13 protein-coding genes are annotated in these 16,747 nt (G+C 65.4%); 8 read left to right on the top strand and 5 right to left on the bottom strand.

Going from position 1 to position 16,747, the window contains the following annotated elements:
* Nucleotides 1-64: 64 nt before the first annotated feature.
* Nucleotides 65-1,354, bottom strand: a complete 1,290-nt coding sequence (locus BKA07_RS00770) for a site-specific DNA-methyltransferase (RefSeq protein WP_167949200.1) — start codon at nt 1,352-1,354, stop codon at nt 65-67.
* Between the two features lie 37 nt (nt 1,355-1,391).
* On the opposite strand from BKA07_RS00770, the gene BKA07_RS00765 reads away from it, so the two are divergent.
* Nucleotides 1,392-3,032 (top strand): FAD-dependent oxidoreductase, encoded by a 1,641-nt coding sequence (locus BKA07_RS00765; RefSeq protein ID WP_167949199.1) that lies wholly within the window; start codon nt 1,392-1,394, stop codon nt 3,030-3,032.
* 4 nt (nt 3,033-3,036) lie between these two features.
* Here BKA07_RS00765 and BKA07_RS00760 read toward each other — a convergent pair whose 3' ends face one another.
* Nucleotides 3,037-4,488, bottom strand: a complete 1,452-nt coding sequence (locus tag BKA07_RS00760; RefSeq protein WP_167949198.1) for an XRE family transcriptional regulator — start codon at nt 4,486-4,488, stop codon at nt 3,037-3,039.
* A gap of 178 nt (nt 4,489-4,666) precedes the next feature.
* Here BKA07_RS00760 and aceA point away from each other — a divergent pair, with 178 nt between their 5' ends.
* On the top strand, nt 4,667-5,977 hold the full coding sequence (gene aceA / locus BKA07_RS00755) for an isocitrate lyase (protein ID WP_167949197.1): 1,311 nt from the start codon (nt 4,667-4,669) through the stop codon (nt 5,975-5,977).
* Nucleotides 5,978-6,268: 291 nt separating this feature from the next.
* Nucleotides 6,269-7,873, top strand: a complete 1,605-nt coding sequence (gene aceB, locus BKA07_RS00750) for a malate synthase A (RefSeq protein ID WP_167949196.1) — start codon at nt 6,269-6,271, stop codon at nt 7,871-7,873.
* A gap of 205 nt (nt 7,874-8,078) precedes the next feature.
* Here aceB and BKA07_RS00745 read toward each other — a convergent pair whose 3' ends face one another.
* A complete protein-coding gene (locus BKA07_RS00745; protein ID WP_167949195.1) occupies nt 8,079-8,675 on the bottom strand; it encodes a mycothiol transferase in 597 nt (198 codons plus the stop codon).
* 121 nt (nt 8,676-8,796) lie between these two features.
* Here BKA07_RS00745 and BKA07_RS00740 point away from each other — a divergent pair, with 121 nt between their 5' ends.
* Together BKA07_RS00740 and BKA07_RS00735 are read left to right on the top strand one after the other, a co-directional pair.
* On the top strand, nt 8,797-9,774 hold the full coding sequence (locus tag BKA07_RS00740; RefSeq protein WP_245161785.1) for a helix-turn-helix transcriptional regulator: 978 nt from the start codon (nt 8,797-8,799) through the stop codon (nt 9,772-9,774).
* A gap of 159 nt (nt 9,775-9,933) precedes the next feature.
* Nucleotides 9,934-10,323: a universal stress protein gene (locus BKA07_RS00735; protein WP_167949194.1), complete on the top strand. Its 390-nt coding sequence runs from the start codon at nt 9,934-9,936 to the stop codon at nt 10,321-10,323.
* A 54-nt stretch (nt 10,324-10,377) separates the two neighbouring features.
* On the opposite strand, the gene BKA07_RS00730 is transcribed toward BKA07_RS00735, so the two are convergent.
* Nucleotides 10,378-13,488 carry an FAD-binding and (Fe-S)-binding domain-containing protein gene (locus BKA07_RS00730; RefSeq protein WP_167949193.1) on the bottom strand — a complete coding sequence of 1,037 codons (3,111 nt, stop codon included), beginning with the start codon at nt 13,486-13,488 and terminating at the stop codon, nt 10,378-10,380.
* A 359-nt stretch (nt 13,489-13,847) separates the two neighbouring features.
* Here BKA07_RS00730 and BKA07_RS00725 point away from each other — a divergent pair, with 359 nt between their 5' ends.
* Complete coding sequence (locus tag BKA07_RS00725; protein WP_167949192.1) at nt 13,848-14,003, top strand: hypothetical protein; 156 nt, start codon at nt 13,848-13,850, stop codon at nt 14,001-14,003.
* Between the two features lie 2 nt (nt 14,004-14,005).
* Here the strand turns inward: BKA07_RS00725 and BKA07_RS19460 are convergent, their stop codons facing one another.
* A complete protein-coding gene (locus BKA07_RS19460; protein ID WP_280712821.1) occupies nt 14,006-14,140 on the bottom strand; it encodes a hypothetical protein in 135 nt (44 codons plus the stop codon).
* A gap of 305 nt (nt 14,141-14,445) precedes the next feature.
* On the opposite strand from BKA07_RS19460, the gene BKA07_RS00720 reads away from it, so the two are divergent.
* Both BKA07_RS00720 and BKA07_RS00715 read left to right on the top strand, forming a co-directional pair.
* Entirely contained in the window at nt 14,446-15,420 is a 975-nt protein-coding gene (locus BKA07_RS00720) for an inositol monophosphatase family protein (RefSeq protein WP_167949191.1), read from the top strand.
* Nucleotides 15,421-15,737: 317 nt separating this feature from the next.
* Nucleotides 15,738-16,724, top strand: a complete 987-nt coding sequence (locus BKA07_RS00715) for a siderophore ABC transporter substrate-binding protein (RefSeq protein WP_167949190.1) — start codon at nt 15,738-15,740, stop codon at nt 16,722-16,724.
* Nucleotides 16,725-16,747: the final 23 nt, after the last annotated feature.

Raw genomic sequence — 16,747 nt, 5'->3', positions numbered from 1 at the left:
TCTTCTCGAAATCATTGCCGACATATGAGCCTTGATGCATTCCTACACCGTGACCAGGAAAGACTCAAGGGTTCAGACGAGAATTCATTCCTCGGCCACCGTGGCCCCGGTCCTCGGCCACCGTTGCCTCGGTGAAGGTCGGCCCCGGCTCGAGGCGCTGACCTGCCCTGCGGATCCGTTCCGCGGTGAGCCTGCTGATCTCGGGGAAGTCGGTCTCCGAATCCGCTTCCACGAGGCTGCGCGCGTTCTTCGACCGCAGCGGCTCAGGGGTCTGGATGAGGATGAATTTCCGTGCGCCCTCATCACGCCGGTTGGCCGCCATCACCGCCTGCGCGGTCGTGCCGGAGCCGGCGAAGAAGTCGAGGACGATGGCCTCGGGGTCGAAGAAGGTCTGTGAGGCCACGAGCGTCTTGACCAGCTCGACGGGCTTCGGGTAGCTGAAGATCCCACCCAGACCGAGATCTTCGAGATCGTTCTGCCCGCCGAGGGCCTTGATGATCGAGTAGAGCTTCGAACTCGCCTTCTCGGCCGGTGTCACCCGCACGACCGCGTGCTTTCCTTGGGCGCCCCATCGGCGCAGAACATATTCGCCCGAGGCCAGCTTCGCGTCCACCTCGGCGAGCTTCTTCGCCCCTTTGACCTCGAGGATGTCCTCGTACATCAGGCGACGCTCCTGGCCACGGGCATAGCGGCCGAACCCGGCGCGCAGCACATCGGTCTCGACGAGCATGCGTCTGCCGTCGATGACCTCGAGCTTCGCCGGTGCCTTCTTCTCCGTCAGGAACGCGCCCGCCCGGTCGCCGACCTTGGCCCACACGTGGACGTAGTCGTGGCCGCGGACGAAGGAAGGTGAATTGCCGCCGCCCTTCGCCCTCTGGTGGATGAGGGTGCCCAGCGAATTGTCCTCGCCGAAGATCTCATGACCGAGCAGCTGCGCCCACGCGCTCTCTCCGTCGTCGAGGTGGATGAAGATCACCCCGTCATCGCGCATGAGTTCACGCGCGAGCATGAGCCGCGGTGTCATGAAGTTCAGCCAGCTTGCGTGATCGTGCCCGTGATCCTTGTACGCCAGCGCATTGCCTGTGTTGTACGGCGGATCGATGTAGACGACCTTGACCCGCCCCCGATGCGTGGCGAGCAGTCCGGTCAGCGCCGGCAGGTTGTCCCCGACGAGCAGCAGGTTCTCGTCGGGGGCCGGGATGTGGGCCTCACCTCGGCGTAGAAAATGCGGACCCTCGCCGAGGTGGCCCGCCGATTCCTCGTCCACCGACGTCGACGACGTGGTCGAGGCGATGAGTCGTCGACCGAGCGCGAAAGCGGCCTCCTTGCCAGTCCAGTCCAGGGCCGTCGGCATCCTTCTCCTCGTCCGCGATCGGTGCCAAGATTGCTGTATGAGTATTTCACGAGTGGCCGTCATCGGTGCCGGGATCGTCGGATTGGCCCTCGCCCGCGAGATCACCCGCAGACTCCCCGAAGTCGACGTGAGCGTGTTCGACAAGGCCGAGCGCGTCGCCGCACATCAGAGCGGGCACACGTCCGGGATCGTCGAACCCGGACTCGACGCAGAGCCGGGGTCGCAGGAGGCCGAACTCGCTCGCCGAGGTGTTCAGCTGCTCGTCCCATTCGTGTCCGAACGCGGCATCCCCTACCGCGAGTGCGGTCAGCTGCTCGTCGCGCAGAACACCGACGAAGCCGACCGTCTCGAGGGCCTCCTCGCCCGCGCTGAGGCCAACGGGGTCCCGGGAGTGCGGCTGCTCGACCGCAGGCAGATGCGAGAGATCGAACCGAACGCCCGGGGAGTGCTCGCCCTGTATTCTCCACACACCGCCGTCACCGACTTCACCGCCCTGACCGAGGCGCTCGCCTCCGATGCCAGAGCTGCGGGAGGGACCTTCCGCTTCGGCACGGAGGTCACCGGCCTCGACGTGATGAGCAATGAGGTCCGGGTCCGCATACGCGAGGCAGATCCCGAGACACGCGAAGACAGTCCCGAGCCACGCGATGACGCCGCCGAGCCACGCGATGACGACAGAGATATCGACGAGCAGGTGCACGAGGGGCCGCGGACCTATCACGGCGAGGACGCCGACGGACCGGTCATCGACTTCCGCGACGAACTGCGCAGCCGCTTCGGTGAGCAGGACTGGTTCAAACAGGTCGAGGACACGATCGGCGGCCTCGCCGACAGGTTCTCGAACCCCGCTTCGGGGCGCGACCGCTCCCGGGACGGGAGTCAGCGCACTCGCTCCGACGACGCTGCCGAGGAGGGCTTCGAATCATTCGACCTCGTCATCGTCTGCGCCGGCCTCCAGGCCGACCGGATGGCCGCGGACGCGGGATTCGACGACGACCCACGCATCGTCCCCTTCACCAGCGACTGCTGCGTCGTCGATGCCGCCCTCGGTGGAGATGTCTCCACCCCCGGACGAGATACGGGCGTCCACGAAGGAGGTGCGTCCGCCCCCGAAGGAGATGCGGGCGCCGCCGGGTCGGAGGCGTCCCCGACGGCACCGGATGAGCCCGCCGAGGTGGTTCGCGGCATCATCGGAACCGTTCCGGACCCCGCCTCACCGTTGTCCGCGAAGTCCGTGGTCAGAGACGTGAACGGTGTCCTCACTCTGGGGCCGAACACCTTCGTGTCCCTGGGGCGCGAACGCTATGACAGGCGCGGATTCGACTTCGGCGACGTGGGATCGACCGTCGGGTTCAAAGGGTTCTGGAAGTTCGCGGCGCAGTCCGCGAAGACCGCCGCGCACGGTGCCAAGCCGACCGTCAGCACCTCGGCCTTCGTCGCGGAGATCCGGAAGTTCGTCCCCGCCATCGACCCTTCCGCCCTCCGTCAGGGAGTACGCGGAGTACGAGCGCAGGCGATGGATGCCGACGGCACGCTGGTCGACGAACTTCGGGTGAGCACCCGCGGCAGGCTGACCATGGTCAGGAGTCTCCCCAGGTCGGGGGCCACCTCGGCGCTGGCGATTGCCGAGCACATCGCCGACTCGGTGCTCGAGGCACCGACCGGCTCGACCCGGTGAGTCCTCACCCGGAGTGACGTTCGAGGAACTCGTAGACCTCGGTGTCGTCGACGCCTGGAACGGCACCGGGCGGAACCGCTGCCAGCAGGGATGCGTGCATCTGTGCCGAGGGCAGCGCCTGGTTCTCCCACTTCTCGGCGAGATCCTCGGGCGCCTGCCGACAGCAGGCGGGATCCGGGCAGGATGACTTCGAGCGGATCTGCGATTCGCGACCCTCGAACCATTTCACATGGGCGAAGGGGACCCCCACGCTGATCGCGAAATCGCCGCCGGGCAGGACCCGCGCGGTGCACCAGAAGGACCCTTCGGGGGTGTCCGTGTACTGGTAGTACGGGCTGAACCTGTCGGCGACCCGGAACACCGTGCGGGAGGTGAACCGTTTGCAGGCGAACTGTCCTTCGATGGCGCCGAGCGGATCGGTGGGGTAGGGCAGGCCGTCGTTCGAATACGCCTTGTGGATTGTGCCGGAGCGGTGGACCTTCATGAAGTGCACGGGCAGGCCCAGGTGCTCGGTGGCCAAGTTGGTGAATCGGTGCGCGGCCATCTCGTAGCTGACGCCGAACATGTCACGCAGGTGTTCGACGGAGATCTCGCGCTTCCTCTTCTCCTCCTCGAGCATCGGCACAGCCGAACTCTGCGGCAGGAGCACGGCCGCGGCCAGATAGTTCGCCTCCACCCGCTGCTGCAGGAACTCGCTGAAGTCCTTCGGCGAGTCATGACCGAGCACGTGCGCGGCAAGACTGGTGAGCAGGTGCGACCGGGGATCGGCGGCGGCATCGGCGTTGGGCAGGTAGAGACGGTTGTTCGCGGTGTCGGAGATCGACCGGGTCGAGTTCGGCAGGTCTGAGACGTAGTGGAGGCTGAAACCGAGCTTCTTCGCGATCAGCGCCGTCTGGCGCTGTGAGACGGTGCCGGATTCGTAATCGGCCAGTCGCAGCAGCTCGGCGGCCTGAGCCTCGAGGTCGGCGAAGTAGTTGTTCTTCTCCCGCATCCGCTCCCGCAGCTCACGGTTGGCCCTCCTGGCCTCCTCCGGGGTCGCGGCGCGGCGTTCGAGGACCTCGCCGAGCTGCCTCTGCAGGCCCACGATCGCCTCGAGCGCATCAGGGGGCAGCGACTTGATCCGCACCTGCGGCAGACCCAAGGAGGAGTACATGGGCGAGGCCTGGTTGCGTTCGGCTTCGAGTTCGAGAGCCTGTCTGCCGTCGACGGGAGTGGGGTCGATGAGCTCGGCGACTTCGGTCCTCAGGGCCTTCGCGATCGCGGTCAGAAGCGTGACAGAAGTTTCTCGCTTCCCGTTCTCGATCGTCGAGATCTGGGAGGCCGCACGGCCCACTTTCTCGCCCAGATCGTTGAGCGTCAGACCCTGTTGTTTGCGAAAAAACCGGATTCTTCTGCCGATGCTGAGAGTGTCGGCCTCCTGGTCGGAGTCTCTGGTATCGGTGCTGTTGCTCGTCATAGCGGCTCCCATCGATGCTGTGCGCTGGTTCACATGCGATGAGAACCAGTATGACAGAAGCGCGATATTTCCAAAACCAGAATAGTAGCGATTATTCCTGCCGAAAACCTCTATCGAGCCCCTTGCGCTCGCGGCAGACTGAACTCACCAACCCCGAACGACTAGGAGTGAAGGAACAATGACTGAGAACACCACGCAGAGCAACCTGCACGATGCTGAGTCCATCCGCCGCGACTGGGCGACCAACGCCCGCTGGTCGGGCATCGCTCGTGACTACGAGCCCGAGGACGTCGTCAAACTGCGCGGTTCGCTGATCGAGGAGCACACGCTGGCTCGCCACGGCGCCGAGCGCCTCTGGGACCAGGTCTCCTCCAGCGACATCAAGTCCGGCGAGTACGTCAACGCACTCGGTGCGCTGACCGGCAACCAGGCCGTTGAGCAGGTCAAGGCCGGCCTCAACGCCATCTACCTCTCCGGTTGGCAGGTCGCCGCCGATGCGAATGCCGCCGGGCAGACCTACCCCGATCAGTCGATCTACCCGGCCAACTCGGTGCCGCAGGTCGTGCGTCGGATCAACAATGCGCTCATGCGCGCCGATCAGATCGAGACCTCGGAAGGTCAGAAGAACGTCGACGACTGGTTCGCTCCGATCGTTGCCGACGCCGAGGCGGGCTTCGGCGGCGCGCTCAACGTCTACGAACTCATGCGCTCGATGATCTCCTCCGGCGCTGCCGGTGTGCACTTCGAGGATCAGCTCGGTTCCGAGAAGAAGTGCGGCCACCTCGGCGGCAAGGTTCTCGTTCCGACCTCGCAGCACATCCGCACCCTCAACGCGGCTCGCCTGGCCGCCGACGTCGAGAACGTGCCCAGCCTCGTCATCGCCCGCACGGATGCTGAGGCAGCGACACTCATGACCTCGGACATCGACGAGCGCGATCAGCGCTTCGTCACCGGTGAACGCACCGCCGAGGGCTACTACAAGATCAGGAACGGCATCGAAGCAGGCATCGCCCGCGGACTGTCCTTCGCTCCCTACTCGGATCTGCTGTGGATGGAGACCTCCACACCTGACCTCGAGGCCGCCAAGCAGTTCGCGGATGCGATCCACGCGGAGTACCCGGACCAGAAGCTGGCCTACAACTGCTCACCGTCGTTCAACTGGCGCAAGCACCTCGACGATGCCACCATCGCGAAGTTCCAGCGCGAGCTGGGAGCCATGGGCTACAAGTTCCAGTTCATCACCCTGGCCGGCTTCCACGCGCTCAACTACTCGATGTTCGATCTGGCTTACGGCTACGCTCGCGAACAGATGAAGGCCTACGTCGATCTGCAGGAACGCGAGTTCGCTGCCGAAGAGCGCGGCTATACCGCGACCAAGCACCAGCGCGAGGTCGGAACCGGATACTTCGATCTGGTCTCGACGGCGCTGAACCCGGACAGCTCGACGACCGCTCTGACCGGTTCGACCGAAACCGCTCAGTTCAGCTGATCCTTCGGTGACCCGCGGTCACCGAGCCCAATGCCCGACAGGGCACTCAGGACTCGGCGCGGATCGACAGTGTTTTCACGGGGTTTGCACTGTTGATCCGCGCCGGCACATCCGCACATCACACACCGACGACAACCTCGGCGACATCGACACGCCGACGCCAACCTCGGCGACATCGGCACCACCGAAGAACCGCAGCACCAGCACACAACCGCACCATCACTAGCACCAGCACAGCACCATCGCAATGCACATCAGCAGCACACATTCCGACGGGTGAGGAGAAGCCCCATGTCTCGCATCACGATCAACGCCCCCATCGAACCCGGCTTCGACACGATCCTCTCGGAGTCCGCCCTCAACTTCATCGCGGCACTCCACGATCGCTTCAGCGACCGTCTGGGCAAGCTGCTCGGTGTCCGCGGGCGTCAGGCTGAAAGCATCAGGAACGGCACATTCCCTCGGTTCACCCCGGACACCGCAGGCATCCGCGCCGACACCAGCTGGAGCGTCGCCGGCGCGACCGGAGCTCCCGGCCTCGAAGACCGCCGCGTCGAGCTGACCGGCCCCGTCACCGAGCCCGAGGTCATCGCGGCGCTGAACTCACGTGCGAAGGTGTGGCTCGCCGACCTCGAGGATGCCACCAGCCCGACCTGGGCCAATGTCATCGGCGGACAGCTCAACCTGTTCAACGCGATCCGAGGCAACTTGCCGGGCGTGAACAACCGTGTCCAGCCCACGATCGGCCTCCGCCCCCGCGGTTGGCACCTGCCGGAGAAGCACCTGATCCACGTCGACGACGGAGGCCGCGAATCGGAGACCTCCGGCGCCATGGTCGACTTCGGCCTCTACTTCTTCCACAATGCGCGTCGACTGATCGACAACGGCTCGGGACCGTACTTCTACCTGCCGAAGCTGGAGTCCTTCCGCGAGGCCCGTCTGTGGAACGAGATCTTCGTCTTCTCCCAGGACTACCTGGGCATCCCGCAGGGAACCATCCGCGCAACCGCTCACATCGAGACGATCACCGCTGTGTTCCAGATGGAGGAGATCCTCTGGGAGCTGCGCGACCACTGCGCCGGCCTCAACGCAGCGGGCTGGGACTACCTCTTCTCGCTCGTGAAGAACTTCCGCAACTCCCCGCAGTGGGTGCTGCCCGACCGTGAGCACCTGACGATGGGGCTGCCGCTCCTGCAGGCGTTCGCCGACCGGCTCGTCTCGACCTGCCACCGCCGCGGTGCCCACGCGATCGGGACTATGAGCAACCTCATGACCACGCACCCGGACAAGGAGTTCGTCGCCTCGGAGATTGCGATGATGCGCGAAGACAAGGCTCGCGAAGCCTCGCGCGGATTCGACGGCACCTGGGTGGCCGAGCCCGGCCTGGTCGACGACGCTCTGGAGGTCTTCGACGCGGCACTCGGTGACAAGCCGAATCAGCTCGACAATCGCCGGGTCGATGCCCACGCCTGTGCCGAGCACATGCTCGACGTGTCCGGACTCGACACCACCGTCACCGAGGCGGGGGTTCGCCTCAACATCCGCGTGGCCATCGGCTACATGAACGAATGGTTGGGAGGCAACGGCAACGTGGCACTCGAGAACCTGCTCGAGGACGCATCGACCGCAGAGATCTCCCGGTCCCAGATCTGGCAGTGGATCCGCCACTCGGTGACCTTGGACAACGGCAAGCAGCTCACCCGCGACCTGGTGGAGCGGTACATGGGCGAGGAGCTCGCGGTCATCGACCGTCACCCCGCCGACCATTACACCGAGGCGGTTGAGATCTTCCGCAAGAGCGCGCTCGGCGAAGACTTCCCTGAATTCCTCACGATGCCCGCCTACACCGAGCATCTGGTTGACAGGGTGGCGAAGGGAGCCGTGTTCGCGGCCTGACTCTCGACCAGCAGCTACCCGAATGTCAGTGGGCAACCCCACGAAGGGTTGCTCGCTGACATTCGGGTAGCTCTGTGTCGACCTGAGTGCCCCGAGTGTGTGAGTGCTCAGACTCCATCCTTCACGCCGTCCATCACGCCGTCCATCGCGCCGTCCATCGCGCCGTCCTTCACGCCGTCCATCACGCCGTCCATCACGCCGTCCTTCACGCCCTGCCTTCCGGTGGCCAGGGCTCACCGTCGGCCCGCGCGTTGAGCTGGTAGGCGATCGCGCCGTCGATGGATTCGCGGATGATGTCCGCATGTCCGGCGTGGCGAGCGATCTCGGTGTTGAGGTGGCACAGGATCCAGCGGACGTTCATGACGAAGTCCTTGGGCATCCACGGGTTCCCCGGCATCGGCACCACGACGCCGAGGTCTGTTCCCTTCTCCTCGACAGCTCGACGAGCCACCTCGATTTCGTCGATGCTCGTCTCGAAGATCGCAACCACGTCGGCGATATCAAGGTCGGGGAGGCCGGATCCGTCGAACATTCCGTTGAGGCCGAGTCTGTCATTGATCGTCGGATACTCCTCCTCATCGATATGGCGTGCTGGGTCCTTCACCTGCTGCAGCCAACCGTTGAGAACCTGCGCGGCGTGGGCCACGAGGCCGGAGATGCTCAGCGCGCTCGCCGTCGGTGTGCTGCGGGCCTGCTCACCGGTGAGCCCAAGGGCGGTGAGCTTGAGCTGGGTGCACTGCTGTCGGAGGTAGGAGAACAGGGCGTCGGATTCGGTCGTGACGGACGGGGTGAAGAAGGGCATGATCTCTCCTGATCGTGAGCTGCCGACCCGGTGTTCCGGATCTTCGACACAAGTCTCCAAGCGATTGAGGACATATACTGTCCTCAATGGCAGAACTGTCGATCGGATTCGGGGAGGGACCATGGGGTCGACGATGACCGCCGAGTCCCGTCTGCTGTCGCTGTTGGGGATGCTCGCCACCGGACGGACCCGTACCGCGACCGAACTGGCCGCACACTTCGGTGTCACTCCTCGCTCCATTCGCCGAGACATGACGAGTCTGCGTCAGCTCGGTTATGTCATCGAGTCCGTCCCGGGCGTCCTCGGCGGCTACCGTGCCCAGTCGCACACCGTTCTGCCGCCACTGCAGCTGGAAACCGGCGAAGCACTGGCGACGGCCGTCGGCCTGGCGCTGCTCAACGGTGCTGGTCTGGGCACCTCGAACGCCGATTCGGCTACGGCGAAGTTGCAGGGCATGCTCCCACCCGCGATGCGCGAGACGATCAGGAACATCAGCACGGCAGTCTCCGTTCTCCCCGGTCACGAACCCGGAGTCGACATGACAGCGGTGATGACGACCGCCTCGGCGATCGCGTCCCGCAGCGTCCTCACCTTCACCCACGTGAAACGTAAGTCGGCCGGTTCCCAGGCGATGGAGCGCCGAGTCGAGCCCGTGCGGATGGTCGTCCTCGGCGCGCACTGGTATCTCTACGCCTGGGATCTCACCCGCGCCGATTGGCGGGTCTTCCGCCTCGATCGGATGAGCGAGGTTCACGAAACGACGTTCGCTTTCGCTCCCAGGGACCATCCCGACGCCGAGGCTGCTGTGAGTTCCGCCGTCACCACCCATGCGTACCGCCACACTGTGATCCTGGACGTCGACGCTTCGGCAGCCGAGGCCGAAGCGTGGTTTCCGACGAGGGCGGCCACGATCACTGCGACCGACGACGGCGCGCGCGTCGAATTCGGAGTCGAGGATCTGACCTGGGCGGCCGTGATCACAGCGGCGACTCCCGTCAGTTTCCGTGTCATCGAACCGCCGGCGCTGTTGGATGCACTGCACGATCTCGGTGCGCGAGCGGCTCGGGTGAGCAGATCCGGCACAAGTCGTTCGGGCTGAGCAGCACCGTGTGCTTCCGACCACCCGAACCTGCAATAGCACCCTGCAGGCGGCGCGCTATTGCAGGTCGAGGTATCCGATGGTCGGCGGTGACAGCGAGGTGTCCTCACGGTGATACGGGAATGAACGAATCAGGGCGGAGCCAATATACTGGTCGATATGACGATTCTCATTGGCTATCTTCCTGCTCCTGAGGGTGAGGCGGCTCTGCGCGCGGGCTTCGCAGAAGCCAAACTTCGGTCGAGCAACGCAGTCGTGATCAACTCCCAACGACGCGGAGCCAGTGGAACACCGACCGAGATCGACCAGGACGTCATCGACCGCATCGTCTCACTCGGCAAGGAGTCCGAGGTCGAGGTCGAGGTGCTCCAACCCGACCACGAAGACGATCTGCCGGGAACGCTGAACGAACTCGTGGAAGAACACGAGGCGCAGCTCATCGTCATCGGACTGCGCAAACGTTCGGCGATCGGCAAGTTCATCCTCGGCTCACAGGCACAGCGCATCCTGCTCGAGGCCGAGGTCCCGGTCCTCACCGCCAAGGCCTGACCTCGAACCTCGCGGGCTGATCCGCCCAGCGGCTGGGTCAGCGACTGCCGCGGCCTATCGGACGGGTTCGAGACCCCACCCCCAGGCCAGCAGCTCCGGCAGTGACACCCCCTGCGCGTTGCTGAGGTCGGTGATCTGGGTGCGACAGGAGTAGCCGTCTGCCAGCACGATCCGGGTTCGTTCACCGTCGCCGGCGGTTTCCCCGGCCCCCGCAGCCCCGCCGGTCCCCGTAGCTCCCACGCCCCCCGCAGCCCCGCCGGCCCCCGCAGTCCCGCCGGCTCCAACCGCGTTCGGGGCGCGATTGCTCAGCGCCTCTTGGTCGCGCAGCGCCGGCAGCAGAGCCACCTCTGCCACGGCGACCGAGGTCTCGTAGTGGCCCTCTTCGACGCCGAAGTTCCCGGCCAAACCGCAGCAGCCGCCCAGGAACTGACTGGCGGCACCGCTTCTGGCCAGCAGCTCCTTGTCGGCGGCGTTGCCGAAGATCGCCGTCTGATGACAGTGCGGTTGCACGAGCGCCTCGACCTCGTCCAATGACGGCAGTTCGGCGCCCACGCTGAGCAGGTACTGGGCGAAGGTCTGAACCCGGTCGGCGACTCGTGCCGAAGCCTCGTCAGCGAGCAGCTTGAGCGAATCGTCCTTGAGCGTAGCCAGACAGGAGGGCTCGACCCCGATGATGGGCACGTCCCCGGTCGCGTCGAGCGCGGAGATCGTGGCTCCCAGGTTCGCCTTCGCCGCTTCGAGCTGGCCGGTCGAGATCAGCGGCAGGCCGCAGCACACGGTCTGGTCGATGACGCGGACCGTGACTCCGGCGTGTTCGAGCACGGCGACAGCGGCGGCGAGGATGCGCGGCGCAAAGTGATTCGACCACGAATCGGCGAACAGAATCACCTCACGCGTCTTCGCCGTCCGCGACCCGGCCGCTGCCCGCGACCCGGCCGCTGCCCGCGACCCGGCCGCCGTCCGTGACCCGGCCGCCGTCCGCGACCCGGCCCCACTCCGCGGCCCGGCCCCAGCCTCGGCGAGGGACTTCCACCACTTCCTGAACGTCGTCGGGGCGAACTTGGGGATGGACCGGCGGACGTCGATTCCGGCCATCTTCTTGGCCACGGTCGTCAGCCCCGGCAGACCCGAAACCCGGTTGACCACGGGCGCCAGGGGAGTGATCGCACGAGCCAGCTGCGGCAGGAACCCCAAGGAGTAGTGCTTCATCGGGCGCAGTTTCCCGCGGTATGACTGGTAGAGGACCTCCGCCTTGTACGTGGACATGTCCGTGCCCGTCGGGCACTCGGTGCCGCAGGCCTTGCACGAGAGGCAGAGGTCGAGGGCATCGGCGACCTCGGGCGACTGCCAGGAGGAGTCGAGGAGATCGCCGGAGACCATCTCCTGCAGCACACGCGCTCGGCCACGGGTCGAATGCCGTTCATCGCGAGTGGCCTGGTAGGACGGACACATCACCTCGCCACCGGCGGCGGTGTCTGCGCGGCACTTGCCGATTCCGGTGCAGCGATGCACGGCCGAGGCGAACCCCGCCGACTCGTCCTCATAGGCCATCGCCAGCGTTCCGGGCAGCTCCTGCCGCAGCGGCAGCTGGGTCAGGCGCAGCGACTCGCTCAGGGCATCGGGGTCGACGATGACGCCGGGATTGAGCAGATGCTGCGGGTCGAAGAGCTCCTTGACCTCCCTGAATAGGTCGATCACGGCCGGAGGGTAGATGAGGCGCAGCAGCTCGGACCTCGCCCGTCCGTCGCCGTGCTCGCCAGAGACCGATCCGCCGTACCGGGCCACGAGTTTCGTGGCCGCGACCATGAACTCGCGCATCACCGCGGGCCCGTCCGGATCCTCGAGCGGGAAGTCGACGCGCATGTGCAGGCAACCGTCACCGAAGTGCCCGTACGGAATAGCCCACAGCCCGTGCTCGGTGAGCAGATCCATGAGATCACGCAGATAGTCGCCGAGGTGCTCGACCGGAACCGCGGAATCCTCCCACCCAGCGTGGGCGTCGCGCCCGTCGGGAGTTCGGGAGACGAGGCCGGCGCCGTCGGCGCGGATCGCCCACACCTCGGCGGCGGCAGGAGCATCGAGGACCGCGGAATCCTGTGCGCTCGACTCGGTGATCAGGCGCTTCGTCTCCTCGTCGAGTTCGGCTTCGTCCTCACCGGTGAGCTCGACGACGAGCCAACCGCCTCCCTCCGGCAAGTGGGGGATCGCTTCGGCGCCTTTGGTCTCGATGACGCGGTCGAGCATGCGGGAGTCGAGCCCTTCGCAGGCAGCGACCGGGAAGTCCCTCAGCAGTGGGGCGTCGTGGGCGGCCGCGACCATGTCCTCGTATCCCAGCACCACCGCCGAGGTGTGGGTCGGGTCCTTGACCAGGCGCATCTTCGCGGCGAGGATGATTCCCCAGGTGCCCTCGGTGCCGGCGAAGGCGCGGCGGAGGTCGAAGTCGTTCTCCGGCAGCAGGGATTCCAGGCCGTACCCGGAGACCTGTCGGGAGAAGGTGCCGAGGTTGGTCCGGATCGTGCCGAGTTCCTTCGCGACGAGCTCGTGCAGGCGCGGGAACTGTTCGGAGGAATCACCGTCGTCGAGGGTGATGACGGTGCCGTCGACGAGCATCACTTGGAGGGCGAGGACGTTGTCGCCGGTGCGGCCGTAGCCGAGGGCACGTGGTCCGCAGGCGTTGTTGCCGATCATGCCGCCGATCGTGCACCGGGTGTGGGTGGAGGGGTCCGGCCCGAAGCGCAGTCCGTGCGGTCTGGCCTGTTTCTGCAGATGGGCGTGGATGCAGCCCGCCTGAACCCACGCCGACCGTTCCTCGGGGTCGAGGCCGATGACCTCGTTCATGTGCCGGGAGAAATCGAGGATGATGCCGGTGCCGATCGCGTTGCCGGCTATCGATGTTCCCGCCCCTCGGCTGGTGATGGGCACGCCGAGGCGCCGCGCGATCGCCAGTGTGCGAGAGACTTCGGACTCGTCATGCGGGAACACGATGACCTGCGGGACCAAGCGGAACAGAGAGGCATCGGTGGTGTAGGCGGCGCGGTCGGTGTCATCGATGCTGAAATCGCTGACCCCGGCTGTCCGAAGCTCGGTGGCGAGGGCATCAGCCAGGGACGTCTCTGTCCCCGTGGACCGCCGAGGTGAGCTGGAGCTGTGAGCCAATGTGGTCATGTCCGCATTGTGCCACTTCAGCTGTTGCCGGGGTACTCCCCTCGTCCGGGTTGTGCTCGCTCCGACTCGAGTGAGGTGTTCCCCGGCCGGGAACAGAGACCACCTCGAAAGTTACCAAAACGTTATATCAAATGACCGAGAAAGTGGCTCGTCTTCTCCAATTCGGGAATTATTGGCCTATTGTCAGGTACGTGGTATTTAATAGGACTACATCATTAGATGGCCTCGAGCCACGACTATAAGTAAGGGAAGAAACCATGTCGCGTCGCGCCCGTGAATTAACAGTTGACCAGACAGCCTTAGTTGGTGCAGTTCGAAAGGTTTCTCGACAGCGGACCAAAATCAACACCGATTACGTGATGGCGATTCTTCGTGCCCGAGAAGAGGGTGCGACTTTCGGCTCCATCGCCGAGGCGGCCGGGACCTCCTCGCAGGCGGTGCAGGAGATCGTGCGCAGGCACGGTCAGGTCCAGCGCCCCGATCCCGCATCATCCGCAGCAGCCCCCGCCAAATGAGGTCAGGCGGGAGCCGCAGGCGCTCCCGTCGACCCGCGGCGGACCGAGTCCGTCGTGTGATCTGCGCGTGACCGCGGCGTGATCGCAGCAGGGGTGCGCTTCGGGTGCCCGAAGGCGGCTCGAGCTGTTCGTTTCATCACTATTTGATAACAACATTTCTTTATTGTGGAATTCATGTGCAAAGCATGCATGCCGCGTTAGAAGTCCGATTGTGCGGAGCCAATGAAGCCTCCGGGCGGTGACGAGGTCACGTGGTCGAGAAGTCGGATCTCTGATCGTCGAGTTGGGGTCCAGACCAGGAGGCGCAGGTGCTTGAAATCACGATCATCTCCCCTTCGGAATCCGCAGCCGAACCGCATTAGATACAAGACGTACACATTCGGAACTGTATTGCAGTGTTGTTACAGACGAGCGATCGACGAGGACCGACTATCGTTGGAGCATGAGCTCAGAGACCGACCTTCTGCCCAGTGATGTCAGCGATCTGCCCTTGATGAGGATGGCCGCGGACCTGTCCGCGATGGCGTGGGAGCAGATGACGGCCTGGCGCAGTTCCCTGGGCGCCGGCCTCGATGCCGCGGTCGTGGATACGAAGACTTCACCCAACGATCTCGTCACGCTCGCGGATGCGCAGATCGAATCACTCGTCCGCGGCTATCTGGCGAAAGTCCGGCCGGGCGACACGATGGTCGGGGAGGAGGGAGCGCCGGCGCTCGATCCGACGGAGTTCTTCGATGCCCGGTTCCTCCGCGGACTCGGCTGTGTCGATCCGAGGCGCGGCGAGCTCCTCGATATGAGCGATGGCGGTCAAGAGTTGGAGTGGCACGTCGATCCCATCGACGGAACCGTCAACTACGTCCGGAACATCGAGCACTACGCGTTCTCCGTCGGAGTGCGAGTCGCCGGCGGCAATCACGGCCAGGGGCTCAGCGAGGACGGGTGGCTCCTCGGGCTGGTGGCCTCGCCCGGGCTGGGTGCCACGTGGGTGGGTGCCAGGGGCCTGGGCGCGTACCGGCTCGAGGGTCGCTGCTCGGGAGGTCGCCTCTCGGGTATCGGAGACGCAGCCGTCCCGGCCCAGCGCCTGCGCGGAACTCCCGATGGCCTCTCCGGTCGACTTCTGGCCACCGGGTTCGCCTATACGGGCAGCAGCCGCGGCCCGCAGCTGGCCAAGCTCGAGGCTCTCATGGGCGGCTACGACGACATCCGCCGCTGCGGGTCGGCGGCCATCGACCTGTGCATGCTCGCCGAGGGCAAGGTCAACAGCTATGCCGAACGCGGCCTGGGGATCTATGACTACGCCGGGGGTGCGGTCATCGCCGAAGAGGCCGGGGCCCGCGTCCATCGTGGAGGGTCCGGCGGCCCTACTGCCGCAGCGGCATCCGAGTCTGAGGTCAGGCGACTGATCGACACCATCTGAAAGCTTGCCGGCGGTGGGCGCGAGCTTGCCGGCGGTGCAGACGGGCTTGGCTGCCGGCCGACCGACGGTGGGCGCGAGCTTGCCGGCGGTGCAGACGGGCCTGGCTGCCGGCCGACCGACGGTGCGAGCGAGCCCGCCGGCGGTGCAACATCCGCAGTTCTTGCTGCCCTTGTCGCGCGCTCATGCATGGCACGGACTATTTCTGCTGTCAACGTGAGATGAATAACGATAGATTGCTGTCACGTATTGCGTGAAGCTTAGGCTAAGCTAATTACCAGTTCGCTCTCACTCGACACCCATGCAGGAAGGCAGAACCCATGGTTTCGTCCCGTCTCCGTTTCATCGCCCTGGCGGGCGTCGTCGCACTCGCCCTCGCTGGCTGCTCTCAGACCGCAACAGATGAGGCCGGCGCGAAGGCCGGCAGCGCCATCGACATCGCAGACAACAACGGTGCGCAGAGCGTGGCGAATCCTCCCACCTCGGTGGTGGCCACGGACAACCGCACCTTCGAAACCCTCGAGACCTGGGGCGTCGAGCTCAGCGCTGCCGCTGTGTCCCTGATGCCCGAGGGCCTCAGCTACACGAAGGACGATTCGATCCTGGACCTCGGGTCGCATCGTGAGCCCGACCTCGAGAAGGTCGTCGAGGCCGAGCCCGATCTCATCATCAACGGGCAGCGGTTCGCGCAGTTCCACGACGACCTCGCGAAGCTGGCCCCCGGCGCCGCCGTGCTCGAACTCGATCCTCGTGACGGTGAGGACTTCGGCTCGGAACTCAAGCGTCAGACGACCACCCTGGGTGAGGTCTTCGACAAGCAGGACGAGGCGCAGACGATCATCGACGACTACGACGCCTCGGTGAAGCGAGCCAAGGCCGCCTATGACAGCAAAGACACAGCAATGGGCCTCATCACCTCGGCGGGGGACATCAGCTACTCCGCTCCGTCGTCCGGGCGCACCGTCGGGCCGGTCTTCGACATCCTCGGTCTGGATCCGGCACTCGAGGTCGACACGAGCAGCGAGGATCACCAGGGCGACGACATCTCCGTCGAGGCCATCGCCGACTCCGATCCGGACCTCTTGGTCGTCATGGATCGCGACGCCTCGTTCGCACCGGACGAACGCGATGAGGGCTCAGCGCCCGCCGCCGAGGTGCTCGAGGACTCCGAGGCGCTCAAGGACGTACCCGCGATCAAGGACGACAAGATCGTCTACTTCCCGCAGGACACCTACCTCAACGAGGGGATCCAGACATACACCGAGTTCTTCAACTCCTTCGCGGACAAGCTCGAAGAACAGAGATGATGCAGTCCAGCCGCAATTGAGAT

Origin of the sequence: Brevibacterium marinum, assembly GCF_011927955.1 — a bacterium.
GTDB classification, from domain to species: domain Bacteria; phylum Actinomycetota; class Actinomycetes; order Actinomycetales; family Brevibacteriaceae; genus Brevibacterium; species Brevibacterium marinum.
The sequence above is the reverse complement of the archived record's forward strand: the minus strand, read 5'-3'. Positions and strand labels throughout refer to the sequence as shown.